Genomic DNA, 20817 nt, shown 5'->3' with positions numbered 1-20817 from the left:
CAATTCTTGATATAACTTTCTGCCTTTCCTGAAACTGCACTGATTTCCAGCATACCGATTATGCGTATCCTCATCATTGAAGACGACCCCTTATTAGCAGACGGCATCAGCCAATTGATGCGTACTTCCGGTCATAACGTGGACGCTGTTGCAAGCGCCGAGCTTGCCGTACCGGCTCTGGCAAACGAAGTCTTCGATCTGATACTGCTGGATGTCGGCCTGCCGGGCATAGATGGTTTCGAGTTCCTGAAAAAACTGCGTGCGGATAATTGTCGTACTCCGGTATTGGTATTGACTGCACGTGATGCACTCAATGAAAAAGTCCGAGGCCTTAATCTTGGTGCCGATGATTACCTAACCAAACCTTTTGCAAGTGAAGAGTTGTTCGCGCGTGTAACGGCACTGGAACGCCGCATGCATGGCCGCATCAGCCAACAACGCATACACGGGCCCTTGGTACTGGATGAAGGCGCACACCGAGCATGGCTGGACGGCAAACCACTGGACTTACCTTTGCGCGAATGGGCCATTCTTCTTTTTCTTCTCGATAATGTGGAACGCGTCGTTAGCAAGGAGCGCATCACGAGAGCGCTCTGCAACTGGGAACAGGACATGAGCGGCAAGGCGATCGAAGTCTATGTATCGCGTCTGCGCACCAAACTTGAAGCCGGTGGCATCATCATTCGCACGGTACGCGGTATTGGCTATATGCTGGAAGAGAACTATGCAGTACGGCAGCCTACGTAAAGTTCTCATCAAGCGCTTGTCGCTTTCGCTTGGCTTATCGCTACTGCTGTTGATACCGCTACTCTATTTTCTGGTACAGCGCCCTGCCGTCAAGGCTTACGACATCGATTTGTCGGATGCCACACGTTCCTTGATTCCCTCTTTGCAGATCGTGGATGGCAAAGCGCAATTCACTTTCCCGCAGGCCGCAGAAGACATGCTGCGCACCGACAGCCACGACAATATTTATTATCTTGTGCTGGGTCCTAACGAACAATTCATTGCCGGAGACGAAGGTCTGCCCTTACCAAGTCCTGCACACGCACTCACCAAACCTTTGCTCTACAACGCCGTTTATCGCGACCATGATGTGAGAGTCAGCCTGATACCGCACAAGGTAGATGGGCAGAACTTCATTTTTCTCACTGCAGAGACAACAAAAAAACGGCAACTGCTCGCGTTCAATACAACGATCGCAACCATCGTATCCCTGCTGGTCCTGATCATCGTGAGTACGATTAACGTCTGGTACAGCACTCGCCAAGCGCTGGTTCCATTAGACAAGATACGCAAGGCCTTGCACGGCATGCAGCATCACAATCTGGAACCGTTGGATGAAAATTCCGTCCCGACTGAAATCAAACCTTTGGCACAAGAATTCAACAGTCTGTTACAGCGTCTGGACGCTTCGGCCGAAGGACAACAGCGCTTTGTCGCAAATGCCGCGCATCAGTTACGTACACCGCTTGCCGGTATACGTACTCAGCTCGAATTACTGCGCGATGAAGCAGACAGTAAAGTCCGCGAACAACGTATTACGCATAGCATTCACGCCATCGAACGTCTCTCCCATCTGGTACACCAAATGCTTGCACTGCTTTCATCCGTACCAGGCGGACGCGAAACCTCTGTACAAACACTGGTCAATATTGCAGACGTGATACGCGAACGCTCAACAGAATGGGTCCATCTGGCGACACCGCGCATGGTCGATCTGGGCTTTGAGCTGGAAGCAGTTCACGTATATGGCGATGCCCTACTAATAGGGGAAATGATTGCTAACTTGGTCGATAACGCGCTGCGCTATTCGCCATTAGGCTCCATCGTGACATTACGTTGCCGACAGCAGAATGCCTTAACAATTATCGAAGTGGAAGACAACGGCCCCGGCATTCCAGTCAAAGAACGCGAATTGGTATTCGAACGCTTTTATCGCAGCGCCACTTTCGCATCCATCTCCGGCAGCGGTCTCGGGTTAGCCATTGCGCTGGAAGTAGTCCATGGTTTGCAAGGGAACATACGCATTGATACACCACAATCAGGAAAAGGCTGTCTGATCGTGGTGACATGTCCCGCACCCACAACAGAACAAATCGCAATGGAACATGCAACGATGCTCACAACGCATAAACCTGAGCACTCTTCATATAACGCTTAAAAGAAACAGATACATCGTTTTCGTACTTTAAAACCACGATGCTGCGCTCACATAAAAAAACGGTAATCCCATCAGGGATTACCGCATCAAGAGACAACTCCTTCTTACGACAACAATTAGAACTTGTAGTTCATCCCTAAAGAGATACCTTGCAAATGACCGCCTGCATAACAATTGGGAGCGCCATTCGCCACACTATTACCGTCATGGCAATCAGTCGTCACGCCACGGCCACCGGCACCTAAATCATAGTGAGCATATGCACTATTGATGGTTGCCGCATAGTTTGCATACCAGCTGAATTGCTTATCAACCTGACGTTTGTAAGCCAGCGTATACATATTCGCCGCATTATTGGCATTAGGCGTCCCATACACACCCGTTATCGGCGTGTTGTGCTGCCCCGGATCGCCAGGTGTTTTACCCGCATGCGCCCAACCAATGGACACACTGTCTTTCTCGGAAAGGGCCTGCGACACAGCTAACCAGCTACCATTACGCGAACGCTCGTTTTGTTCAACCAGATATGCAGGAATATTGCGACGCATCGCTTCGAAAATGGCACTGATCGTTGTTTTGGTCGGGAAGGTGTATTGCGCACCCACTTTGTAGGCATATTCATTGCCCACATCATTTATGTCGCCGCCTTGATCTCCGCTACGGTTGACGCGCTGATGCAACTCATACGCAGTGACGAGATACAAAGGTCCCTTTTCATAGGAAAGACTGGCACTGTATGCGCTGCCATAGCTGCCGTCGCTACAGTCAACGATAGTGCCATTACCGCCGCTACCGGGAACATTGCCGCCGGTACAATCGGATTCGCCGCTGGCTTGAATATTGTTTTCAAAGCCGCGGTTCTGCCCTGGTGAGACCAATGCATTCACACGGAAGCCATTGATATTCGGCGATTCATACCAAAGCGCATGATCCATGCGCGTACCGAATTCAACGCGATTGTCGCCGCCGGTATTACCCATGATGGCCGAGTAATCGCCAATCATGCCGGAGAATGGATTCATGCGACTGGTAGAAGTTTTGTACGGCGCATCGGTTTTACCAACCTTGAACGCACCCCAGGTGGCATTGGCAATACCAAGGTAACTATTACGCGAAGTCAGTGCACCTTTGACCTGATCACTTTGTGCACTGGTGGAAGCGCCTGTACCTGCAGTGGCAGAAATATCCAGTTGCGTTTCCAATTGATAGACGACCTTGGTGCTCTCATCAAGCGCATGCGATCCGCGTACACCGACATACGAGATATTGGTCGAGATATCCGGTTGCCAGCCTACGTTGCCAACTGGTGCCGTACCGTTGGGATAAGACTTTTTCAAACCTTTGGTACTGGAATCAACCGAGAGATTCAAATCGCCGTAAAACTCCACATCCTTGATCGCATCAAAGAAGGTATTCGCCCGCTTGCTCACTTCAGGCGACATCGTCATTTCTTTCTTTGCTGCCGTTTGCGTTTCTGCTACCTGCCCCAACTTCGCCGACAACATCTGTACTTGTTGCTCCAGGGCCTTGATGCGCGCGTCGGTATCAGCGTCGGCCATAGCCGCACTGGACAACATCAAAGATGGAAGCGAGAACATGACAAAAAACGCCGCCTGCAGCGGCTTCAACTTAAGCTTCATATGGTCTCCATCATCCTAATTTTTTAATAAAAATTGACGCATAACATGATTGAGCGCAGCAGAACTCTCGGTGAAAAGCCCCGCTTTGTTCTCGCCAGGAGACGTATGGGTGTTACGTTCTCTTTCGCATCACACGATAAAAACGGTGCGCTGAAAATGGGATTTAAAAGTCTTTACGCACACCGTTTTTGCGATGCTGATAGTGCTGTAAGTCATTGTCAATAAAGGATATTTTTACTTTTTTTGATGAAAGCAAAGTGAAGAAATTCTCAGGGGAAGATGAAAGCTGAATTGCGGAGGAGATGAAAGCTTGATGTAGGAAATGCAGTTTTTCTGCACCAAAAAAATGCACATTAATTTCTATAAAAAATCCTTAGTGATAAAAATCAATGCCTTATCTCTTTCACAAAAATATTTGAAAAAATTAGTGCGCGATGTAGAAAAAGCACAACAGATGAACTGAAAATAGAATGATAAAAAATAGATGAAAGTTGTTGCCTCGACCGTTTTACTCAAAACAAAGTGAATTAGTCAGCACATCCGTCGAACAGGAAGAAAGCATGTACGATCAGGCTTAGTAGCTGTCGCATGCAATGCAGGTATTCACCCATAACGAAACGCAAGCGAATCTCGTCGCGGAGAGAAATCGTCCCGCATCAGGATTAGACGTGCAAAGTGCGGAATACAAACCGAATTAAAATGAAAGGTTGATATGAAGCTGAAAAACATCCTGCGACACATACGTAGCACTTGTTTGCGCAGCGCTGTCGTCGCTTGCGGATTGACATCGATTGCATGGGCGACCGACATGACTACCTTCCCTGACGCTGCCGCCAGTGATCCCGCCAAGCTGGGTTGGATGGTCGGCTCGCCACCGCCGCCCGACCGCATACTGCGCTTTGACGATGGCAGCTATTTCCGCTTCCCTGCCATGCGCTGGAGCGTCTCCAACTTCCGCCAATTGATGCCGACGGTCAACGTCTCGCGCGGTTTGGGCGACCCAGTACCACTACCTCGCGCAATACGCTCCGACATCGATAAATTGCGCTTCGTGCCGCTAGGTGCCACTCAAGCAATGACATGGGAAGAATCACTCGCCGCCAATTACACCGATGGCATCGTGGTTCTGCATCGTGGACGCGTTGTATATGAACGCTACTTCGGCGTGTTGAAACCAGATGGCCAGCACGGCGCCATGTCCGTCACGAAATCAGTCATCGGCACGCTAGGTGCCATGCTGGTCGCTGAAGGCCGTATCGATGCGAACAAACAAGTCGCCGACTACGTACCCGAACTAGCCAAGTCCGCCTTTGGCAACGCCACCATACGTCAGGTACTGGACATGACCACTGCGCTCAAATACAGCGAAGACTATGCAGATCCGAACGCCGAAGTCTGGGCACATGCACAGGCCGGCAATCCTTTGCCCAAACCCAAGGACTACACCGGTCCGCGCAGCTATTTTGAATTTCTCCAGACCGTACAAGCACAAGGCAAACACGGCGAAGCTTTCGGCTATAAAACAGTCAATACCGATGTACTGGGCTGGGTCATCGCCCGTGTGACTGGTCGTAATGTCGCCGACCTGCTATCCGAACGTATCTGGCGTCACCTAGGTGCTGAACAGGATGCCTACTTCACCGTCGATTCGATAGGTACGCCATTTGCCGGTGGCGGCTTGAACACCGGCTTGCGCGATCTGGCGCGTTTTGGCGAAATGATGCGTAACAACGGCAAGTTCAATGGACGGCAGATCGTGCCGAAAGCAGTCATAGACGACATACGCCACGGCGGTGACAAGGAAGCCTTTGCCAAAGCGAATTACAAACTGCTACCTGGCTGGAGCTACCGCAATATGTGGTGGGTCACACACAATGAAGATGGCGCTTACACCGCTCGCGGCGTGCATGGACAAACCATTTATATCGACCCGAAGGCTGAAATGGTGATCGCGCGCTATGCATCGTTCCCGATAGCAGGCAATGCTGCCAACGATCCAACCTCGCTCCCGGCCTACCATGCACTGGCGCAGTTTCTACGGACACAGCGTCGCTGACGCCGGGATACTTGCGCACCACATGGTGTAACATTCGCCATCGAATCGACGCGCAAACAGATTCAAGACGCACATAACAAATACAAAACTATTTGTTATGTGCTCTGCAACCTTACTCCTGATAACGCCCCATCTTGGTCACCGACCAACATGTCCGTTCAGCAAGTAATGGCACGATCTTGCAAGTTTCATCTTGCAACGCGATATCCCTTAGTCCCTACACTGTAAATTGATGAATAGCCCAATCGCGCACGAAGAATCTGCCAATCTGATCACCAAAGAGGCGATCGATACTGCAGAAAAGCATCTTCGTGACATTCTTTCCATTACGATCGCACACGCACCTGCGCATGCCGCCGTAGTGGTATCGGATGCGCAGTGCCATCTAGCCGTCGCCCTTACCGAGGCTTACCGACGTTGCCTGCCAAATGCGACGTTCATCGACTTCGATGCGGTCTTGCCAGATTCCATACTTGCCGCTTTTGCAAAACTGGAAGCTAACGATTTGGTGATCTTGATCCAATCGACCAGTTTCCGTCTTGAAGCTTTCCGCATACGCATCGAACTCTTCAAACGCTCACTCAAGGTGATAGAGCATCCGCATCTGTCTCGCATGCCCGGCGCACAAGCCTTGCATTACATCGAAGCACTCGCCTACGACCCGGCCTATTACCGCGGTGTTGGTCAGGCATTGAAGGCACGTATAGATAAAGCCAGCTTCGGCGTCGTCGATAGCGGCGGCGAACGCTTGGTCTTTGCATCACCCTTTGAATCGGCCAAACTGAACATTGGCGACTATAGTGAGATGAACAATGTCGGCGGCCAATTCCCTATCGGTGAAGTGTTTACCGAAGCGCAGGATCTGGAAGCCGTCAACGGCCGTGTACGGATTTTTGTTTTTGGCGACACCTCGTTCCGGGTCAACAAACCAGAGCAACCCATCACCTTGGTAATCAGCAAAGGTCGCGTTACCGACGTGATTGATTCGACACCGGAATTTGATCAAGTACTGGCCAACATCCGCGCCGATGAAGGCGAAGTATGGTTGCGAGAACTTGGCTTTGGCATGAACCGCGCATTCTCACAAGAACGCATGGTCGATGACATCGGTACTTACGAGCGCATGTGCGGCATCCATCTGTCATTAGGTGCCAAACACGGCGTCTACAACAAACCTCAAATCAGAAGAGCGACTGCACGCTATCACGTGGACGTCTTTGCCGTGACGCAAGCCGTCTATCTTGACGATGATGTGGTGTATAGCAACGGCGCATGGCAAGTCTGATAGCGTAATAGTTTTATATTTTTCTTCTGCCCATGCATCTGCCACGCCACTGATTCCCAAGCACCAGACAAACCCGCGTAAAATGCGGCTACACGCGGGTGTAGTTCAGTGGCAGAACGAAAGCTTCCCAAGCTTTAGACGAGGGTTCGATCCCCTCTACCCGCTCCAGCCATGATGACATCATGGCACTTTTCCTTGGCAACACTGCGCTCAGTTCGCAGCATTTACAGAACACTTCAGCATGACCGATAACAAATCCGAAGACGGACAGAACAAGCCACTTTTTTACGATCCGACTGAACATCGTATCCGCAGCTTCGTCACGCGCGCAGGTCGCTTGTCGACAGCACAAGGCCGTGCGATTGAAGAACTCGGACCGCAATTCTTCATTCCGTATGTCAAAGCACCGCTGGATATAGATCAGGCATTTGGTCGTAACGCACCGACGATTTTCGAAATCGGCTTCGGCATGGGCGAAACCACTGCAAAGATCGCGGCTGGCATGCCGGAGAAAAATTTCATCGGTGTGGAAGTACATACGCCCGGCGTTGGTAGTTTGCTCAAGCTGATCGGCGAACAAAGTTTAAGCAATCTGCGCGTGATTCAGCATGATGCTTTTGAAGTGCTGACGAATATGATCGCGCCTGAATCGCTGGCAGGTGTGCATGTGTTCTTTCCCGATCCGTGGCACAAGGCGCGCCACAACAAGCGCCGTCTGATCCAGCCGCCGCTGGTGGCCCTGCTGTCCTCACGTATTAAAAAAGGCGGTTACCTGCATTGCGCAACCGACTGGCAGGAATACGCTGAACAGATGTTGGAAGTATTGGGCGGTGAGCCCAGCTTGCAGAATACGGCTGAAGGCTATGCGCCGCGTCCCGACTATCGCCCTGTCACCAAATTCGAAAATCGCGGATTGAAGTTAGGACACGGCGTGTGGGATCTGGTGTTCGAGAAAAAATAAAACTGCGGCTTCTATTTTTATTTATGGTCTTAATCCATCTCGGCGATTAAGGCCACAATATCCGCACCGTAAGTCTCCAGTTTCTTCTCACCGACACCACTGACACCGCGTAAATCATCCAGCGAACCAGGCTGTGCCTTGGCAATCTCGCGCATCGTCGCATCATGGAAAATGACATAGGCTGGCACATTGTGTTTGCGCGCAGTCTCCATACGCCACCAACGCAGCTTCTCGAAGATCGCTTGTTCGGCCGCCGACAGATCGGTTTCCACAAATCCTTTCGGCTTGCTGGTTGAACGTTTGGATTTGACCGGTTTTTGATATTCGCGCAGTTGTACTTTCTCGCCACCCTTCAAGACTGGACGAGCAGCTTCGGTCAACTTGAGTGCGCCATACGATTCGTGATCAACGCTGACCAGACCCAGGGCTATCGATTGCCTTAGAATCGCGCGCCATTCCGCTTCGCTACGGTCTGAGCCGATGCCAAAAGTAGAAACCTGCTCGTGCTGCCATTGCTTGATCTTGTCCGAATCCACACCGCGCAATACATCCAGCACATGCATCGCGCCAAAACGCTGATCGACGCGATAAATTGTCGACAGTAATTTCTGTACCGCAACCGTCGCATCGAATGAGCGTGGTGGATTAAGGCAGGTATCGCAATTGCCGCAAGGCGTTGATGACTGACCGAAGTAAGTCAGCAAGCGCTGGCGACGACAATACAGCGTCTCGCACAAACCCAGCATTGCATCGAGCTTGACGCTCTGCACGCGTTTAAAAGTTTCATCCGCTTCCGACTCATCGATCATGCGACGTTGCTGCACCACGTCCTGCAAACCGTAAGCCATCCACGCATTTGCCGACGCACCATCGCGACCGGCACGACCGGTTTCCTGGTAATAACCTTCTATGCTTTTTGGCAAATCCAGATGCGCAACGAAGCGTACATCCGGCTTATCTATGCCCATGCCGAACGCAATGGTCGCGACCATCACTATGCTTTCTTCACGTAGAAAACGTGCCTGATTTTTGCTACGTGTAGCGAAGTCCATACCGGCGTGATACGGCAATGCAGTGATGCCGTTCTCGCTCAAGAACTCAGCAGTCTCTTCAACCTTCTTGCGTGACAAGCAATACACGATGCCAGCATCACCAGCATGTTCGCTTTCGATAAAATCCAGCACCTGCTTGCGGCCGTTGGCTTTTTCGACGATTTGATAACGAATGTTCGGTCTATCAAACGAAGACACAAACATGCGTGCATCATCGAGTTGCAAACGATGGGCAATTTCCGCACGGGTCTGATGATCGGCAGTCGCAGTCAGCGCAATGCGCGGCACGTTGGGAAAACGTTCGTGCAAGACCGACAGCTTGATGTATTCAGGACGGAAATCATGTCCCCATTGCGAGACGCAATGTGCCTCATCAATCGCGAACAAGGCGATCTTGCTCGCTTCCAGCATATCGAGGCAACGCGGCGTCATCAGACGCTCAGGCGCGACGTACAGCAGATCCAGATCGCCGGTACGCAAGCGTCGCTCTATGCGCGACGACTCTTCAAAGGTCTGTGTGGAATTCAGGAAGGCAGCGCGTACGCCAACCTCGGCCAGCGCATCAACCTGATCCTGCATCAAGGCGATCAATGGCGAAATGACGACGCCGACACCATCGCGCAGCAGGGAAGGAATTTGATAACACAGCGACTTGCCGCCGCCGGTCGGCATCAGCACTAAAGCATCACCGCCGCGCGCGACAAGATCGACGATCTCGGCCTGCTCACCGCGAAAGGATGAGTAGCCGAAAACCGTTTCAAGTATATGCAGCGCTTGCGCGCCGAGGTCACTGTTCATTAACGCTGCTTAATCTGCCCACACAACCCATCCGTAATAGGCACTCAACAAGACAAACAAGCCGAACACGATGCGGTAGTACGCAAAGAAGGTGAAGTCATGTGTACTGATATAACGCAACAACCAGCGTACGCACAGGAAGGCCGAAACAAACGCCGCCAAGCCACCAAGGCCGAACAAAGGAATATCCGCCATCGATAACAAGGCGCGATCTTTATAAACGGAATAAACCGTTGCCCCCATCAGCGTAGGAATCGCGAGGAAGAAAGAGAATTCAGTCGCCGCCTTGCGCGACAAGCCAAAGAACATGCCGCCGATAATACTCGCGCCGGAACGGCTGGTGCCCGGAATCAGCGCAAACGCTTGCGCGCAACCAACCTTGAGCGCATCCAGCATGGTCATATCATCCACCGTCTCTACGCGCGCTACGAAATCAGTATTGCGATTACGCTTTTCTATCCACAGGATGATGAAACCACCGACGATGAAGGCGATCGCCACTGGTACCGGTGCAAACAACTTTTCCTTGATCTTGCTGGCGAAAACCAGACCCAGCAATGCGGCCGGCAGGAAAGCGATAACAATGTTCAGTGCAAATTTTTGCGCCTTGCGCTCGGTCAGCAAACCGCTCAACACCGCAGCGATGCGAGCACGGTATTCCCACACCACGGCCAGCATCGCGCCGGTCTGAATTGCAATCTCGAAAACTTTAACCTTGGGGCCGGTGAAATCCAGCAGGCTGCCGGCAAGAATCAAATGTCCAGTCGATGAAATCGGCAAAAACTCCGTAAAGCCTTCGACGATGCCCATGATGATGGCTTTAAGCGCGAGAATTGGATCCATGGCGATGTAATCTGTATGAGGAGGTAATAAAAAACCCGCCGGTTGTGACGCCGTACGGGTTACAACGTATGCGATAAATCGGTATTTCTTAACGCCGCGAGTACATCAAGCAGCGTGATCATGCGGGTTCAAAGGTTACCACGAGACCGCATGCCGCTGTGCTGATTTTGCCCTGCCAGCACAGCTATTGCCGCACTGAAAGCCGCCGTATCACGCACGCTATCGTTCCGACTCACGCTGCAGTCAAACGTTCCAGCGTCGTCAAATAAATCATCGCATCTTCACGCGTCGCGCCGCACATTTCCAGTTGCGGCTGCAAACCACCGCATACGGCAGGTCGCTCCGGCTGACCGAAGATGAGGCAACGATTATCCTTATCCAGTTGCACGCAGCGTACTCCCGCCGGCTTGCCATCAGGCATGCCAGGAATCGGGGAAGAGATAGATGGTGCCGTACAGCAGGCACCGCAATCTGGGCGGCAACTCAATAAATTAGTCATTCGACAATTCGTTCAACAAATCAATGAATGGAATGGCGCGGAAGGCGCGATTTTACCGGGATAGTGTGGAGAAAGCGTTTTTACTGCCACAAATCCGCATCCAAATGCGCCTCAGGCTTGACGCTGTCAGGGTGGGCGCTTACATTACGGGAGCCTTGGCAAAGGCTTTCATCCCGTGCCAAGTCAGCACAGTGCCGCAAACACTGGCCATGTCGTGACAACACCCTCCCCGGAATGGTTAAGTCCACTCGTTTCATTGCGTTGCGCCAGTGCGCAATCAATGATGCGTCTGTTCCCATGGTCAAACATCGGCGCGGTGCCCGCCATTTGATAAAATGCCTGTTTTCTTATTTAGCTACCTAGAGTCGACAAAATGAACATCGAAAAAGCCCGTTTCAACATGATCGAACAGCAAATTCGTCCTTGGGACGTGCTCGATCTGGACGTCCTCGAATTATTGGTTGTCGTCAAGCGCGAAGCATTCGTCCCACTGGCCTACCGCGCACTCGCATTTGCTGACAGCGAAATCCCGCTGCCGCACGGCGAAAACATGCTGACGCCAAAACTCGAAGCACGCATCATGCAGGAACTGGCCGTCAAGAAACATGAAAACGTACTGGAAATCGGCGCAGGCTCAGGCTATATGGCTGCATTGCTGGCGCACAAAGCACGTCACGTGACATCCGTTGAAATCGAACCTGAACTGAAAACACTGGCAGAAAAGAATCTGGCCGACTACGGCGTCAGCAATGTCACCGTTGTACAAGGCGACGGCGCACAAGGTTGGACCGGCGGCGATGCAACTTATGATGTCATCGTGGTCTCTGGCTCGCTGCCAGTCGTACCGGAAGGATTGCTCGCCAATATCAAAATCGGCGGTCGCTTGTTGGCAATCGTCGGTACTGCACCGGCTATGACTGCGCAAATCATTACTCGCACATCAGATATCGGCTACACCACAGTCGGTCTGTTTGAAACAAGTGTGAAGCCGTTGCGTAACGTCGCTACGCCATCACAGTTCAAGTTCTAAGGAATCACAATGCAACACTTGACCGCGCCGGAACTGGCAGCGTTGATCGCAGAGTCGCCTGACTCTGCTCCCGTTTTACTCGACGTGCGCGAGCCATGGGAACATCAAACCTGCCAGATTGCAGGCTCGGTCTCGATTCCGATGAACACCATTCCTGGTCAGTTGGAACAACTGGACAAGGATGCACACATAGTCTGCGTTTGCCATCACGGTGCACGCAGCATGCGCGTCGCGCACTTCCTGGAAGCTAATGGATTCACGCAAGTGACCAATCTAACCGGCGGCATCCACGCATGGGCGCAGCAAGTCGATCCGGCCATGCCGACCTACTAATCAAACGCATTACTCCGCACAACTTAGTCAACTGATAGCCCACTTCTCCGGAAACGCAATGCGCAATGCCAAGTTCGTCACGCTGATCGCAACTGCCTTTCTCTCCCTGCCAGCACACGCAGTGAATTTGTTGCAGGTCTATCAGGAAGCGCTGGTCAACGATGCCGTCTACGCCAGTGCACGCGCAAATCTAAGTGCCGGTCAGGAAGCATCCGTACAAGGTCGCGCAAATTTGCTGCCGCTCATCGGCGTCAGCGGCTCATACCAAAATGCACAACGCGATAACGTCCCTGATGTTAAAACGCACGGCTACACACTCTCACTATCGCAACCGCTATTCGACGTAGCCGCCTGGCAGAATTACGAACAAAGCAAACTAGCGGTGGCCGCCAGCGAAGCAGCCTTCGCCGTAGTACAACAGGATTTGATCCTGCGCGTATCGCAAGCTTACTTCGATGTGTTGGCAGCGCAAGATACGCTGGCTGCACTGCAAGTACAAAAAGGTGCGATCAGCGAACAACTGGCATCGGCCAAGCGTAATTTTGAAGTTGGCACTGCAACCATCACCGACACGCATGAAGCGCAAGCACGCTACGACTTGGTGATCGCACAGGAATTCGGCGCGCAAAATGATCTGGCGATTAAACGCACAGCCTTGCAACAGATCATCGGCAAGCCGCCAGCCGAATTAGCCATCTTGCGTACTGGCGTTGAATTGAAAGCGCCGGAACCAGCGCAAATCGATACCTGGGTCAACAGCGCAGAAGCACAGAATTTCGTTGTCCTACAACAGAAACTGGCACTGGAAATCGCCAAGCGCGAAATTACTCGCAACCGCGCCGGTCATTATCCAACAGTCGACTTGGTCGCCAGTCGCAGCGACAGCAATCAGCGCACCAGCTCGATACAAGGTTTAAACAATGGCACCGGCCCGACCAATACCATCGGCGTGCAATGGTCCATCCCACTCTTTAGCGGCTTCGCAGTGACAAGCCGCGTACGTCAGGCGATTGCACTGGAAGATAGAGCGCGTTCCGATCTGGAAACAGCGCGCCGTATCGCCGCACAAAATGCGCAGCAAGCGTATCTAGGTGTGAATAGTGGATTAGCGCAAGTGAAGGCATTGCAAGCGGCGGAAGTGTCCAGCCGTTCTGCATTGGAGTCAAATCGTTTGGGTTATCAGGTTGGCGTGCGCATCAACATCGATGTGCTGAATGCACAGCAACAGTTATTCATCACACAGCGCGATCTGGCGAAAGCGCGTTACGACACCTTGATGAATAGCCTGCGCTTGAAATCAGCAGCAGGCTCTTTGCAGGAACAGGATTTAGCGCAGATCAATACTTTATTGACGCTGCCCTGAATGTAATACGCCATCCGCAGATGGCGTCATTGTTACGCTTTCTTCAAACGTAAAGATGGTGCATTGCGCAAACCATCCAGACAGGCATCGACCAAAGGCTCGACTACTGCTTTCAAATCAAAACTGTTTGGCGAAAACAACCAGTCAGTAAGCAAGCCCACCAAACTGCTGTGCAAACTCAGTACCGCCAGATGTGTATTCAGATCGGCCGGCAATTGCCCCATCGCAACCGCTTCACTCAAGATACTTTCCATGTTTTCCAAGCCCTCGCGGTGACACTCGCGCTGACGGACCCAGATCGGATCGTTGTGATCGACCAATTCGCATTTCAGGAATATGATATCCAGAACTCGACGTGAGCGTGGATTGTCGACGACATCCCGCAATAACCAAATCCAGGTATGACGCAAATGGCCCAAGGGATCACGCACGAATTTTTCGCCCGGCGTTGTCATCATGGTTTCCATGGGCAAACGTACACGCTCACACATGGCTTCAAATAAGTCACTTTTGTTTTTGAAATGCCAATAGATCGCGCCACGCGTCACGTCTGCTGCAACTGCAACATCAGCTAATGACGATTGTGCAAGGCCACGCGTAAAGAACACTTCTTCCGCAGCATCCAAGATGCGGTTACGCGTCTCTAGAGCCTCTTCTTTTGTAGAGCGAGCCATAAAATCATAGTCCTGTCATAATTTTCGAATATTTATGTATGCTTGTAGGCATCAAAATAGCAATTTCCACGCATACATACATTCGCGAATGTATGTATAATACCCGATTTACCGCATAGCATCAAAACAAAGCACTCAATCAATCTTGTAAAGATTGCATGTTTTGTCATTTTTTCCGCTTTACCCTTTTCTTTACCGGGCTGTCGATTTTCTGGCGGCACTATCCACTTACCGTGCGAGATGTTTATGAGTTCACTTCCCCGTTTGACACGCCTTAGCGCCGCTCTTTTCCTTATTTATGCACTCGCTGCTTGCGGTGCAAAATCAGACCAAGCCGGAGCGCCTCCTCCACAAGAAGTCTCCGTCATCACTGTTCAGCCAGGCGTATTGGGCGTTACCAATGAATTGCCAGGCCGCATGGAATCCATACGCGTCTCCGAAGTACGTGCTCGCGTACCTGGCATCGTATTGAAACGCGTGTTCCGCGAAGGTAGTGATATCAAAGCTGGCACGCCTTTGTTCCAGATCGATCCGGCGCAACTGCAAGCTACTTATAACAGTACAGATGCCGCGGTGGCACGTGCGGAAGCAACCTTGCTGCAGGCAGAGTTGAAAGCCAAACGCTACAAGCCGCTGGTTGAAACCAACGCCGTCAGCAAACAGGAATACGACGATGTCGTCGCAACCGAGAAGCAGGCAATCGCTGATTTGGCATCGGCCAAGGCATCTCGTGAAAATGCACGTTTGTCGCTCGGCTATGCGAACGTAACCGCGCCTATCTCAGGCCGTGTCGGTCGTGCCTTGGTGACGGAAGGTGCGCTGGTTGGTCAGGGTGACGTCACACCACTCGCCATTGTTCAGCAAATCGATCCTATCTACGTCAACATGACGCAATCAGCAAACGAAGTACTGAAGCTGAAACGTGCAATGGATCAAGGTCAATTGAAGAGCGCTGGCAAAGGTGCTGCCAAAGTAACCCTGGTTACTGACGATGGCCAGGAATACAGCCGTGCCGGCAAACTTTTGTTCTCCGACCTGACGGTTGATGAAAGCTCGGGTTCCATCACGCTGCGCGCTGAATTCCCTAACCCGGATGGCTTGCTGTTACCTGGTATGTATGTACGCGCTCGCATAGAGCAAGCGGTAGATGAAAACGCCATCACCGTGCCGCAACAAGCTGTGGTGCGTACGCCTGCCGGTTCCGCTGTGATGGTCGTCGGTGCCGATGGCAAAGTTGTTTCGCGTCCAGTTAAAACCGGCAACTCCAGTGGCAACTCATGGATCATTACCGACGGTCTGAAAGAAGGCGATCAAGTCATCGTCGAAGGTCTGCAAAAAGTTCAACCAGGTGCAACGGTCAAAGCAATTCAATGGCAAAAACCAGCACCTGCCGGCGCAGCTCCTGCGGCCGCTCCAGCTGCTCCTGCAGCAGATGCAGCCAAGCCAGCCGCAAAGCCAGAACAAGCCGCCCCTGCAGACAAGACCGCAGAACAACCGAAGTCGAAGTAAGGGAGTACTGTAATGGGTAAATTTTTTATTGACCGCCCGGTCTTTGCCTGGGTGTTGGCAATCTTCATCATGCTCGCGGGCGTGCTGGCGATTACCAGCCTCCCGGTTTCGCAGTACCCGAACATCGCACCACCGCAAATTGTCGTTACTGCCAACTATCCTGGCGCGACGGCACAAACGCTGGACGATAGCGTCACCAGTCTGATCGAACAGGAAATGAACGGCGCCGATGGTTTGCAATACATCGAGTCGCAAAGCCAGGCCAATGGTCAGGTACAAATCACAGTAACGTTTTCTCCAGCAACCAATCCTGATCTGGCTGCAGTTGATGTACAAAATCGTCTGAAACGTGTGGAAGCACGTTTGCCTGCTGCGGTCACGCAACAAGGTGTGCAAGTAACCAAATCGCGCAGTAACTTCCTGCTGTTCATCGGTCTGTCATCGACCGACGGCAAGCTGGATGCGGTTGCACTGGGTGATTATCTGTCGCGTAACGTGCTCAATGAAGTCAAGCGCGTTCCTGGCGTTGGTCAAGCGCAGTTGTTCGGTACCGAACGTGCGATGCGTATCTGGATCGATCCAGCCAAACTGGTTGGCCTGAACCTGACGCCATCCGATGTCAGCACAGCAATCACGGCACAAAATGCGTTGGTAGCCGGCGGCACTCTGGGCGATTTGCCAGCTCCGGGCACGCAACAGATTTCAGCTACCGTGGTGGTGAATGGTCAACTGAATAGCACTGAGCAGTTCGGCAATATCGTCCTGCGCGCCAACAAGGATGGTTCGACCGTGCGTCTGCGCGATGTCGCCCGTATCGAAGTCGGCGGCCAATCGTATGCGACCTCGGGCCGTCTCGATGGCAATCCAACGTCCTTCATCGGTGTGCAATTATCGCCAACCGCAAATGCGCTGGGCACAGCGACTGCCGTGCACAAGAAGATGGATGAACTGTCGAAGTACTTCCCGGCAGGCGTGAAATACACCATCCCTTACGACACCTCCAAGTTCGTCAAGATCTCTATCGAAGAAGTGGTTAAAACACTGATCGAAGCGATTATCCTGGTGTTCCTGGTGATGTATCTGTTCTTGCAGAACATTCGCTATACATTGATCCCAACCATCGTCGTACCGGTTGCATTGCTGGGTACATTTGCGACCTTGCTGTTGTTCGGCTTCTCGATCAACGTGCTGACCATGTTCGGTATGGTGCTGGCGATCGGTATTCTGGTCGATGATGCGATTGTGGTGGTGGAAAACGTCGAACGCATCATGAGCGAAGAAGGTTTGTCGCCGCGTGACGCAACTCGCAAAGCGATGGGCCAGATTACCGGCGCGCTGATCGGTATTACTTTAGTGCTGATCGCGGTGTTCATCCCGATGGCATTCTTCGGCGGTGCGGTCGGTGCAATTTACCGTCAGTTCTCCTTGTCGATGGTTGCATCGATGGTGTTCTCGGTATTGATGGCGTTCACGCTGACACCAGCACTGTGCGCAACCTTGCTGAAACCAGTAGAAAAAGGCCATCACCACGAAAAAGGTGGTTTCTTCGGCTGGTTCAATCGTCGCTTCAATAGCACTGCTGCAGGCTATCAAGGCTTTGTCGCCAAGATGCTGAAACAGACCGGTCGCTATATGATTATCTACGTCGTGCTGCTGGTCGGCGTCGGCGTGTTGTATACACGTCTGCCGGCATCTTTCCTGCCGAATGAAGATCAAGGCTACATCATTACCAACGTCCAGTTGCCACCAGGTGCCAGCACCGGTCGTACTCTGGAAGTCATCAAGACCATTGAAGATTATTATCTGAAAGAATCTGCAGTCGAGCACGTGATTGCGATCGCCGGCTTCAGCTTCTCGGGTAACGGTCAAAATGCAGCGCTGGTATTTACGCCATTGAAGGATTGGAGCAAACGTAATGCCTCCGAATCTGCTGATGCGGTTGCCGGCAAAGCATTCGGTGCATTCATGGGGATCAAGGATGCGATTGTGTATCCACTGAATCCTCCACCAATTCCAGAACTGGGTAATGCAACCGGCTTCACCTTCCGTCTGCAAGATCGCGCAGGCCTTGGACATGACGCTTTGGTTGCAGCACGTAATCAAATGCTCGGCATGGCAGCGCAAAGCAAAGTGCTGGCAGGTGTACGTCCAGAAGGTTTGGAAGATGCGCCGCAGTTGCAACTGGACATTGATAGAGACAAAGCCAATGCCTTGGGCGTGCCATTCGCGACGATCAACAGCGTGCTTTCCACCGCGCTGGGTTCTGCTTACGTGAATGACTTCCCGAATCAGGGTCGTCAGCAACGTGTGATCGTCCAAGCCGATGCGCCTAGCCGTTTGCAACCGGAAGATCTGACCAGACTCTATGCACGTAGCTCGACAGGCGCCATGGTTCCATTCTCGTCATTCGTGACGTCAAAATGGATTACCGGCCCTGTGCAACTGATACGTTACAACGGCTATCCGGCAATGAAGATTTCCGGCGGTGCTGCACCTGGACATAGTACGGGTGAAGCAATGTCAGAAATGGAAGCCTTCGTCGCCAAGTTGCCACCTGGTTTCGGTTTCGAATGGACTGGTCAGTCGCTGGAAGAAAAAACCTCCGGCTCGCAAGCTCCAGCTCTGTATGCACTGTCGCTGATCGCCGTATTCCTGGTGTTGGCTGCATTGTATGAAAGCACCTCGATTCCGTTCTCGGTGATGTTGGTGGTGCCACTCGGTATCTTCGGTGCGCTGCTGGGTGTCACACTGCGCGGCATGCCGAATGACGTGTACTTCAAGGTCGGGATGATCGCGGTGGTTGGTTTGTCTGCGAAGAACGCGATTCTGATTATTGAATTTGCGAAAGACTTGCAGGCACAAGGCAAGGGATTGATAGAAGCGACACTGGAAGCAGTGCATCTGCGGTTCCGCCCTATCATCATGACCTCGCTCGCGTTCATCCTCGGCGTATTGCCGCTGGTGCTTGCAAGCGGTGCCGGTTCGGCCAGCCAACGTGCAATTGGTACCGGTGTGATGAGCGGCATGATCACAGCAACGGTATTCGCTGTGTTCCTGGTGCCGGTGTTCTTTGTGGTAGTTCGTACCTTGTTCAAGGATAGCGAACGTCAACGTCGCAAGTTTGCGGCGAACAAGCCACGTGATGAGGATGAAGAATTATGATTAAACAACTGACATTGACCGTCCTCGCAGCAAGCGTGTTGAGTGCTTGCTCGATGGCGCCAAAATATACGCGTCCCGACGCGCCTGTTGCGACTGAGTATCCAGCAGCATCTGCTGCTGCCGATAAACAACAACGTGCATACGAAACCGGCTGGCGTAACTTCTTCCCTGATCAGCGCTTGCAAGCACTGATCAGTGCCTCGCTCGTCAACAACCGCGATTTGCGCGTTGCTGCCTTGCGTATCGAAGAAGCGCGTGCACAGTACAACATTCAGTGGGCAGATTTATTGCCTAATCTGAATGGCACAGCCACCGGCTCACGTGCACGTACACCTGCCTCCATATCGCAAACCGGCAGCAGCGTTGTGAGCAGCAATTATCAAGTTGGCCTGGGTCTGGCCGCATTCGAACTGGACTTCTTCGGTCGTGTACGTAGCCTGACCGATGCCGCTCTGGCCAGCTATCTGGCAACAGAAGAAGCACAGCGTGCAGCGCAGATCAGCTTGGTATCGGAAGTTGCCAAAGCCTACCTGGCCGAACGCGCTTACGCAGAACAGCAAGCGCTTGCACAAAGCACATTGGAAAGCCGCAAAACCGCTTACGATTTAGCTAAACAACGTTTTGAAGTCGGCGCATCATCCGCGCTGGATTTGCGTCAAAACGAAGCTCTGCTGCAATCGGCTCGCGTCGCGCAAGTAACGCTGGCACGCCAACGTGCACAAGCCTTGAATGCATTGACGCTGCTGGTCGGTCAACCATTGGTCGGTTTTCCTGAAGCACAACCGCTGTCAGCACAAAACATCGTGACCGACATCCCGGCTGGCTTGCCTTCCGATTTGCTGGAGCGCCGTCCTGATATCCGCAGTGCAGAACAATCGCTGCTGGCAGCCAATGCCAATATCGGCGCAGCACGGGCAGCTTTCTTCCCGCGCATTTCGCTGACAGCAGGTTTGGGTACCGCAAGCAATGAATTGTCCGGACTGTTCGATAGCGGTTCGCGTGCATGGTCGTTTGCACCGCAACTGGTGTTGCCGATTTTTGACGCTGGCCGCAACCGTGCCAATCTGACCTTGACCGAAGTACGCAAAAACATTGCCATCGCTACTTATGAGAAAAGCATACAAAGTGCCTTCCGTGAAGTCGCCGATGCTTTGGTTGCACGCGATCTGCTCGAAGAGCAAATCGATGCGCAACGTCGCGTACAAGAAGCTCAAGCAGAACGTTTGAAACTGGCTGATCAACGCTTCCAGAACGGCATTGCAAGCTCGCTAGACGTACTCGATGCACAACGCGAGTTGTTCACGGCAGAGCAGGATCTGGTACAAGCCCGCTTGCTGCGTTTGACGAATGCAATCGACTTGTACCGCTCTTTGGGTGGCGGTTTGGTAGAAACAACTGTCGCTGCTGCGCCAGTTGCAACACCGGCTCCTGCACCAACAAAGTAAGCT

At 52.2% G+C, this 20817-nt stretch carries 16 protein-coding genes and 1 tRNA gene; 12 read left to right on the top strand and 5 right to left on the bottom strand.

Features of this window, described 5'->3' with window-relative positions; genetic code table 11:
• The first annotated feature begins 60 nt into the window (after window positions 1–60).
• Both AC07N2_RS07965 and AC07N2_RS07960 read left to right on the top strand, forming a co-directional pair.
• Window positions 61–747 (top strand): response regulator, encoded by a 687-nt coding sequence (locus tag AC07N2_RS07965; protein WP_494777751.1) that lies wholly within the window; start codon window positions 61–63, stop codon window positions 745–747.
• Window positions 725–2164: a sensor histidine kinase gene (locus AC07N2_RS07960; RefSeq protein ID WP_494777750.1), complete on the top strand. Its 1440-nt coding sequence runs from the start codon at window positions 725–727 to the stop codon at window positions 2162–2164. Before AC07N2_RS07965 ends, AC07N2_RS07960 begins: the two co-directional genes overlap by 23 nt.
• A gap of 116 nt (window positions 2165–2280) precedes the next feature.
• Here AC07N2_RS07960 and AC07N2_RS07955 read toward each other — a convergent pair whose 3' ends face one another.
• Window positions 2281–3804, bottom strand: a complete 1524-nt coding sequence (locus AC07N2_RS07955) for a porin (RefSeq protein WP_494777749.1) — start codon at window positions 3802–3804, stop codon at window positions 2281–2283.
• Between the two features lie 808 nt (window positions 3805–4612).
• Here AC07N2_RS07955 and AC07N2_RS07950 point away from each other — a divergent pair.
• The 4 genes from AC07N2_RS07950 to trmB all read left to right on the top strand — a co-directional run bounded on the left by AC07N2_RS07950 (window position 4613) and on the right by trmB (window position 8106).
• Window positions 4613–5860 (top strand): serine hydrolase domain-containing protein, encoded by a 1248-nt coding sequence (locus tag AC07N2_RS07950; protein ID WP_494778134.1) that lies wholly within the window; start codon window positions 4613–4615, stop codon window positions 5858–5860.
• A gap of 232 nt (window positions 5861–6092) precedes the next feature.
• Window positions 6093–7145, top strand: coding sequence for a M29 family metallopeptidase (locus tag AC07N2_RS07945; protein WP_494777748.1), 1053 nt, complete (start codon window positions 6093–6095; stop codon window positions 7143–7145).
• 94 nt (window positions 7146–7239) lie between these two features.
• A tRNA-Gly gene (locus AC07N2_RS07940) sits at window positions 7240–7313 on the top strand.
• Between the two features lie 73 nt (window positions 7314–7386).
• Window positions 7387–8106, top strand: coding sequence for a tRNA (guanosine(46)-N7)-methyltransferase TrmB (trmB, locus tag AC07N2_RS07935; protein ID WP_494777747.1), 720 nt, complete (start codon window positions 7387–7389; stop codon window positions 8104–8106).
• A 29-nt stretch (window positions 8107–8135) separates the two neighbouring features.
• Here trmB and recQ read toward each other — a convergent pair whose 3' ends face one another.
• From recQ to AC07N2_RS07920, 3 genes are all read right to left on the bottom strand, one after another.
• Window positions 8136–9956, bottom strand: coding sequence for a DNA helicase RecQ (recQ, locus tag AC07N2_RS07930; protein ID WP_494777746.1), 1821 nt, complete (start codon window positions 9954–9956; stop codon window positions 8136–8138).
• A gap of 9 nt (window positions 9957–9965) precedes the next feature.
• The gene (locus AC07N2_RS07925; RefSeq protein ID WP_494777745.1) at window positions 9966–10799 is read right to left on the bottom strand and encodes an undecaprenyl-diphosphate phosphatase; all 834 of its coding nucleotides are present in this window, start codon (window positions 10797–10799) and stop codon (window positions 9966–9968) included.
• 232 nt (window positions 10800–11031) lie between these two features.
• Window positions 11032–11298, bottom strand: a complete 267-nt coding sequence (locus AC07N2_RS07920) for a YkgJ family cysteine cluster protein (RefSeq protein WP_494777744.1) — start codon at window positions 11296–11298, stop codon at window positions 11032–11034.
• A 373-nt stretch (window positions 11299–11671) separates the two neighbouring features.
• On the opposite strand from AC07N2_RS07920, the gene AC07N2_RS07915 reads away from it, so the two are divergent.
• Genes AC07N2_RS07915 through AC07N2_RS07905 form a run of 3 tightly spaced genes read left to right on the top strand, consistent with a single transcriptional unit; the run spans window position 11672 to window position 14024 of the window.
• Window positions 11672–12328, top strand: coding sequence for a protein-L-isoaspartate O-methyltransferase family protein (locus AC07N2_RS07915; protein ID WP_494777743.1), 657 nt, complete (start codon window positions 11672–11674; stop codon window positions 12326–12328).
• Window positions 12329–12337: 9 nt separating this feature from the next.
• Window positions 12338–12661, top strand: a complete 324-nt coding sequence (locus AC07N2_RS07910) for a rhodanese-like domain-containing protein (RefSeq protein WP_494777742.1) — start codon at window positions 12338–12340, stop codon at window positions 12659–12661.
• A gap of 58 nt (window positions 12662–12719) precedes the next feature.
• A complete protein-coding gene (locus AC07N2_RS07905; RefSeq protein WP_494777741.1) occupies window positions 12720–14024 on the top strand; it encodes a TolC family outer membrane protein in 1305 nt (434 codons plus the stop codon).
• A gap of 32 nt (window positions 14025–14056) precedes the next feature.
• Here the strand turns inward: AC07N2_RS07905 and AC07N2_RS07900 are convergent, their stop codons facing one another.
• Window positions 14057–14698 carry a TetR family transcriptional regulator gene (locus tag AC07N2_RS07900; protein ID WP_494777740.1) on the bottom strand — a complete coding sequence of 214 codons (642 nt, stop codon included), beginning with the start codon at window positions 14696–14698 and terminating at the stop codon, window positions 14057–14059.
• A gap of 246 nt (window positions 14699–14944) precedes the next feature.
• Here AC07N2_RS07900 and AC07N2_RS07895 point away from each other — a divergent pair, with 246 nt between their 5' ends.
• Genes AC07N2_RS07895 through AC07N2_RS07885 form a run of 3 tightly spaced genes read left to right on the top strand, consistent with a single transcriptional unit; the run spans window position 14945 to window position 20814 of the window.
• Window positions 14945–16207 (top strand): efflux RND transporter periplasmic adaptor subunit, encoded by a 1263-nt coding sequence (locus AC07N2_RS07895; RefSeq protein ID WP_494777739.1) that lies wholly within the window; start codon window positions 14945–14947, stop codon window positions 16205–16207.
• Between the two features lie 12 nt (window positions 16208–16219).
• Window positions 16220–19369, top strand: a complete 3150-nt coding sequence (locus AC07N2_RS07890; protein ID WP_494777738.1) for an efflux RND transporter permease subunit — start codon at window positions 16220–16222, stop codon at window positions 19367–19369.
• Window positions 19366–20814 carry an efflux transporter outer membrane subunit gene (locus tag AC07N2_RS07885; RefSeq protein ID WP_494777737.1) on the top strand — a complete coding sequence of 483 codons (1449 nt, stop codon included), beginning with the start codon at window positions 19366–19368 and terminating at the stop codon, window positions 20812–20814. The genes AC07N2_RS07890 and AC07N2_RS07885 overlap by 4 nt, the downstream gene beginning before the upstream one ends.
• The last annotated feature ends 3 nt before the right edge of the window (window positions 20815–20817 follow it).

The sequence above is a fragment of the Herminiimonas sp. GW821-FHT09C12 genome (genome assembly GCF_059416385.1).
The sequence above is the reverse complement of the archived record's forward strand: the minus strand, read 5'-3'. Positions and strand labels throughout refer to the sequence as shown.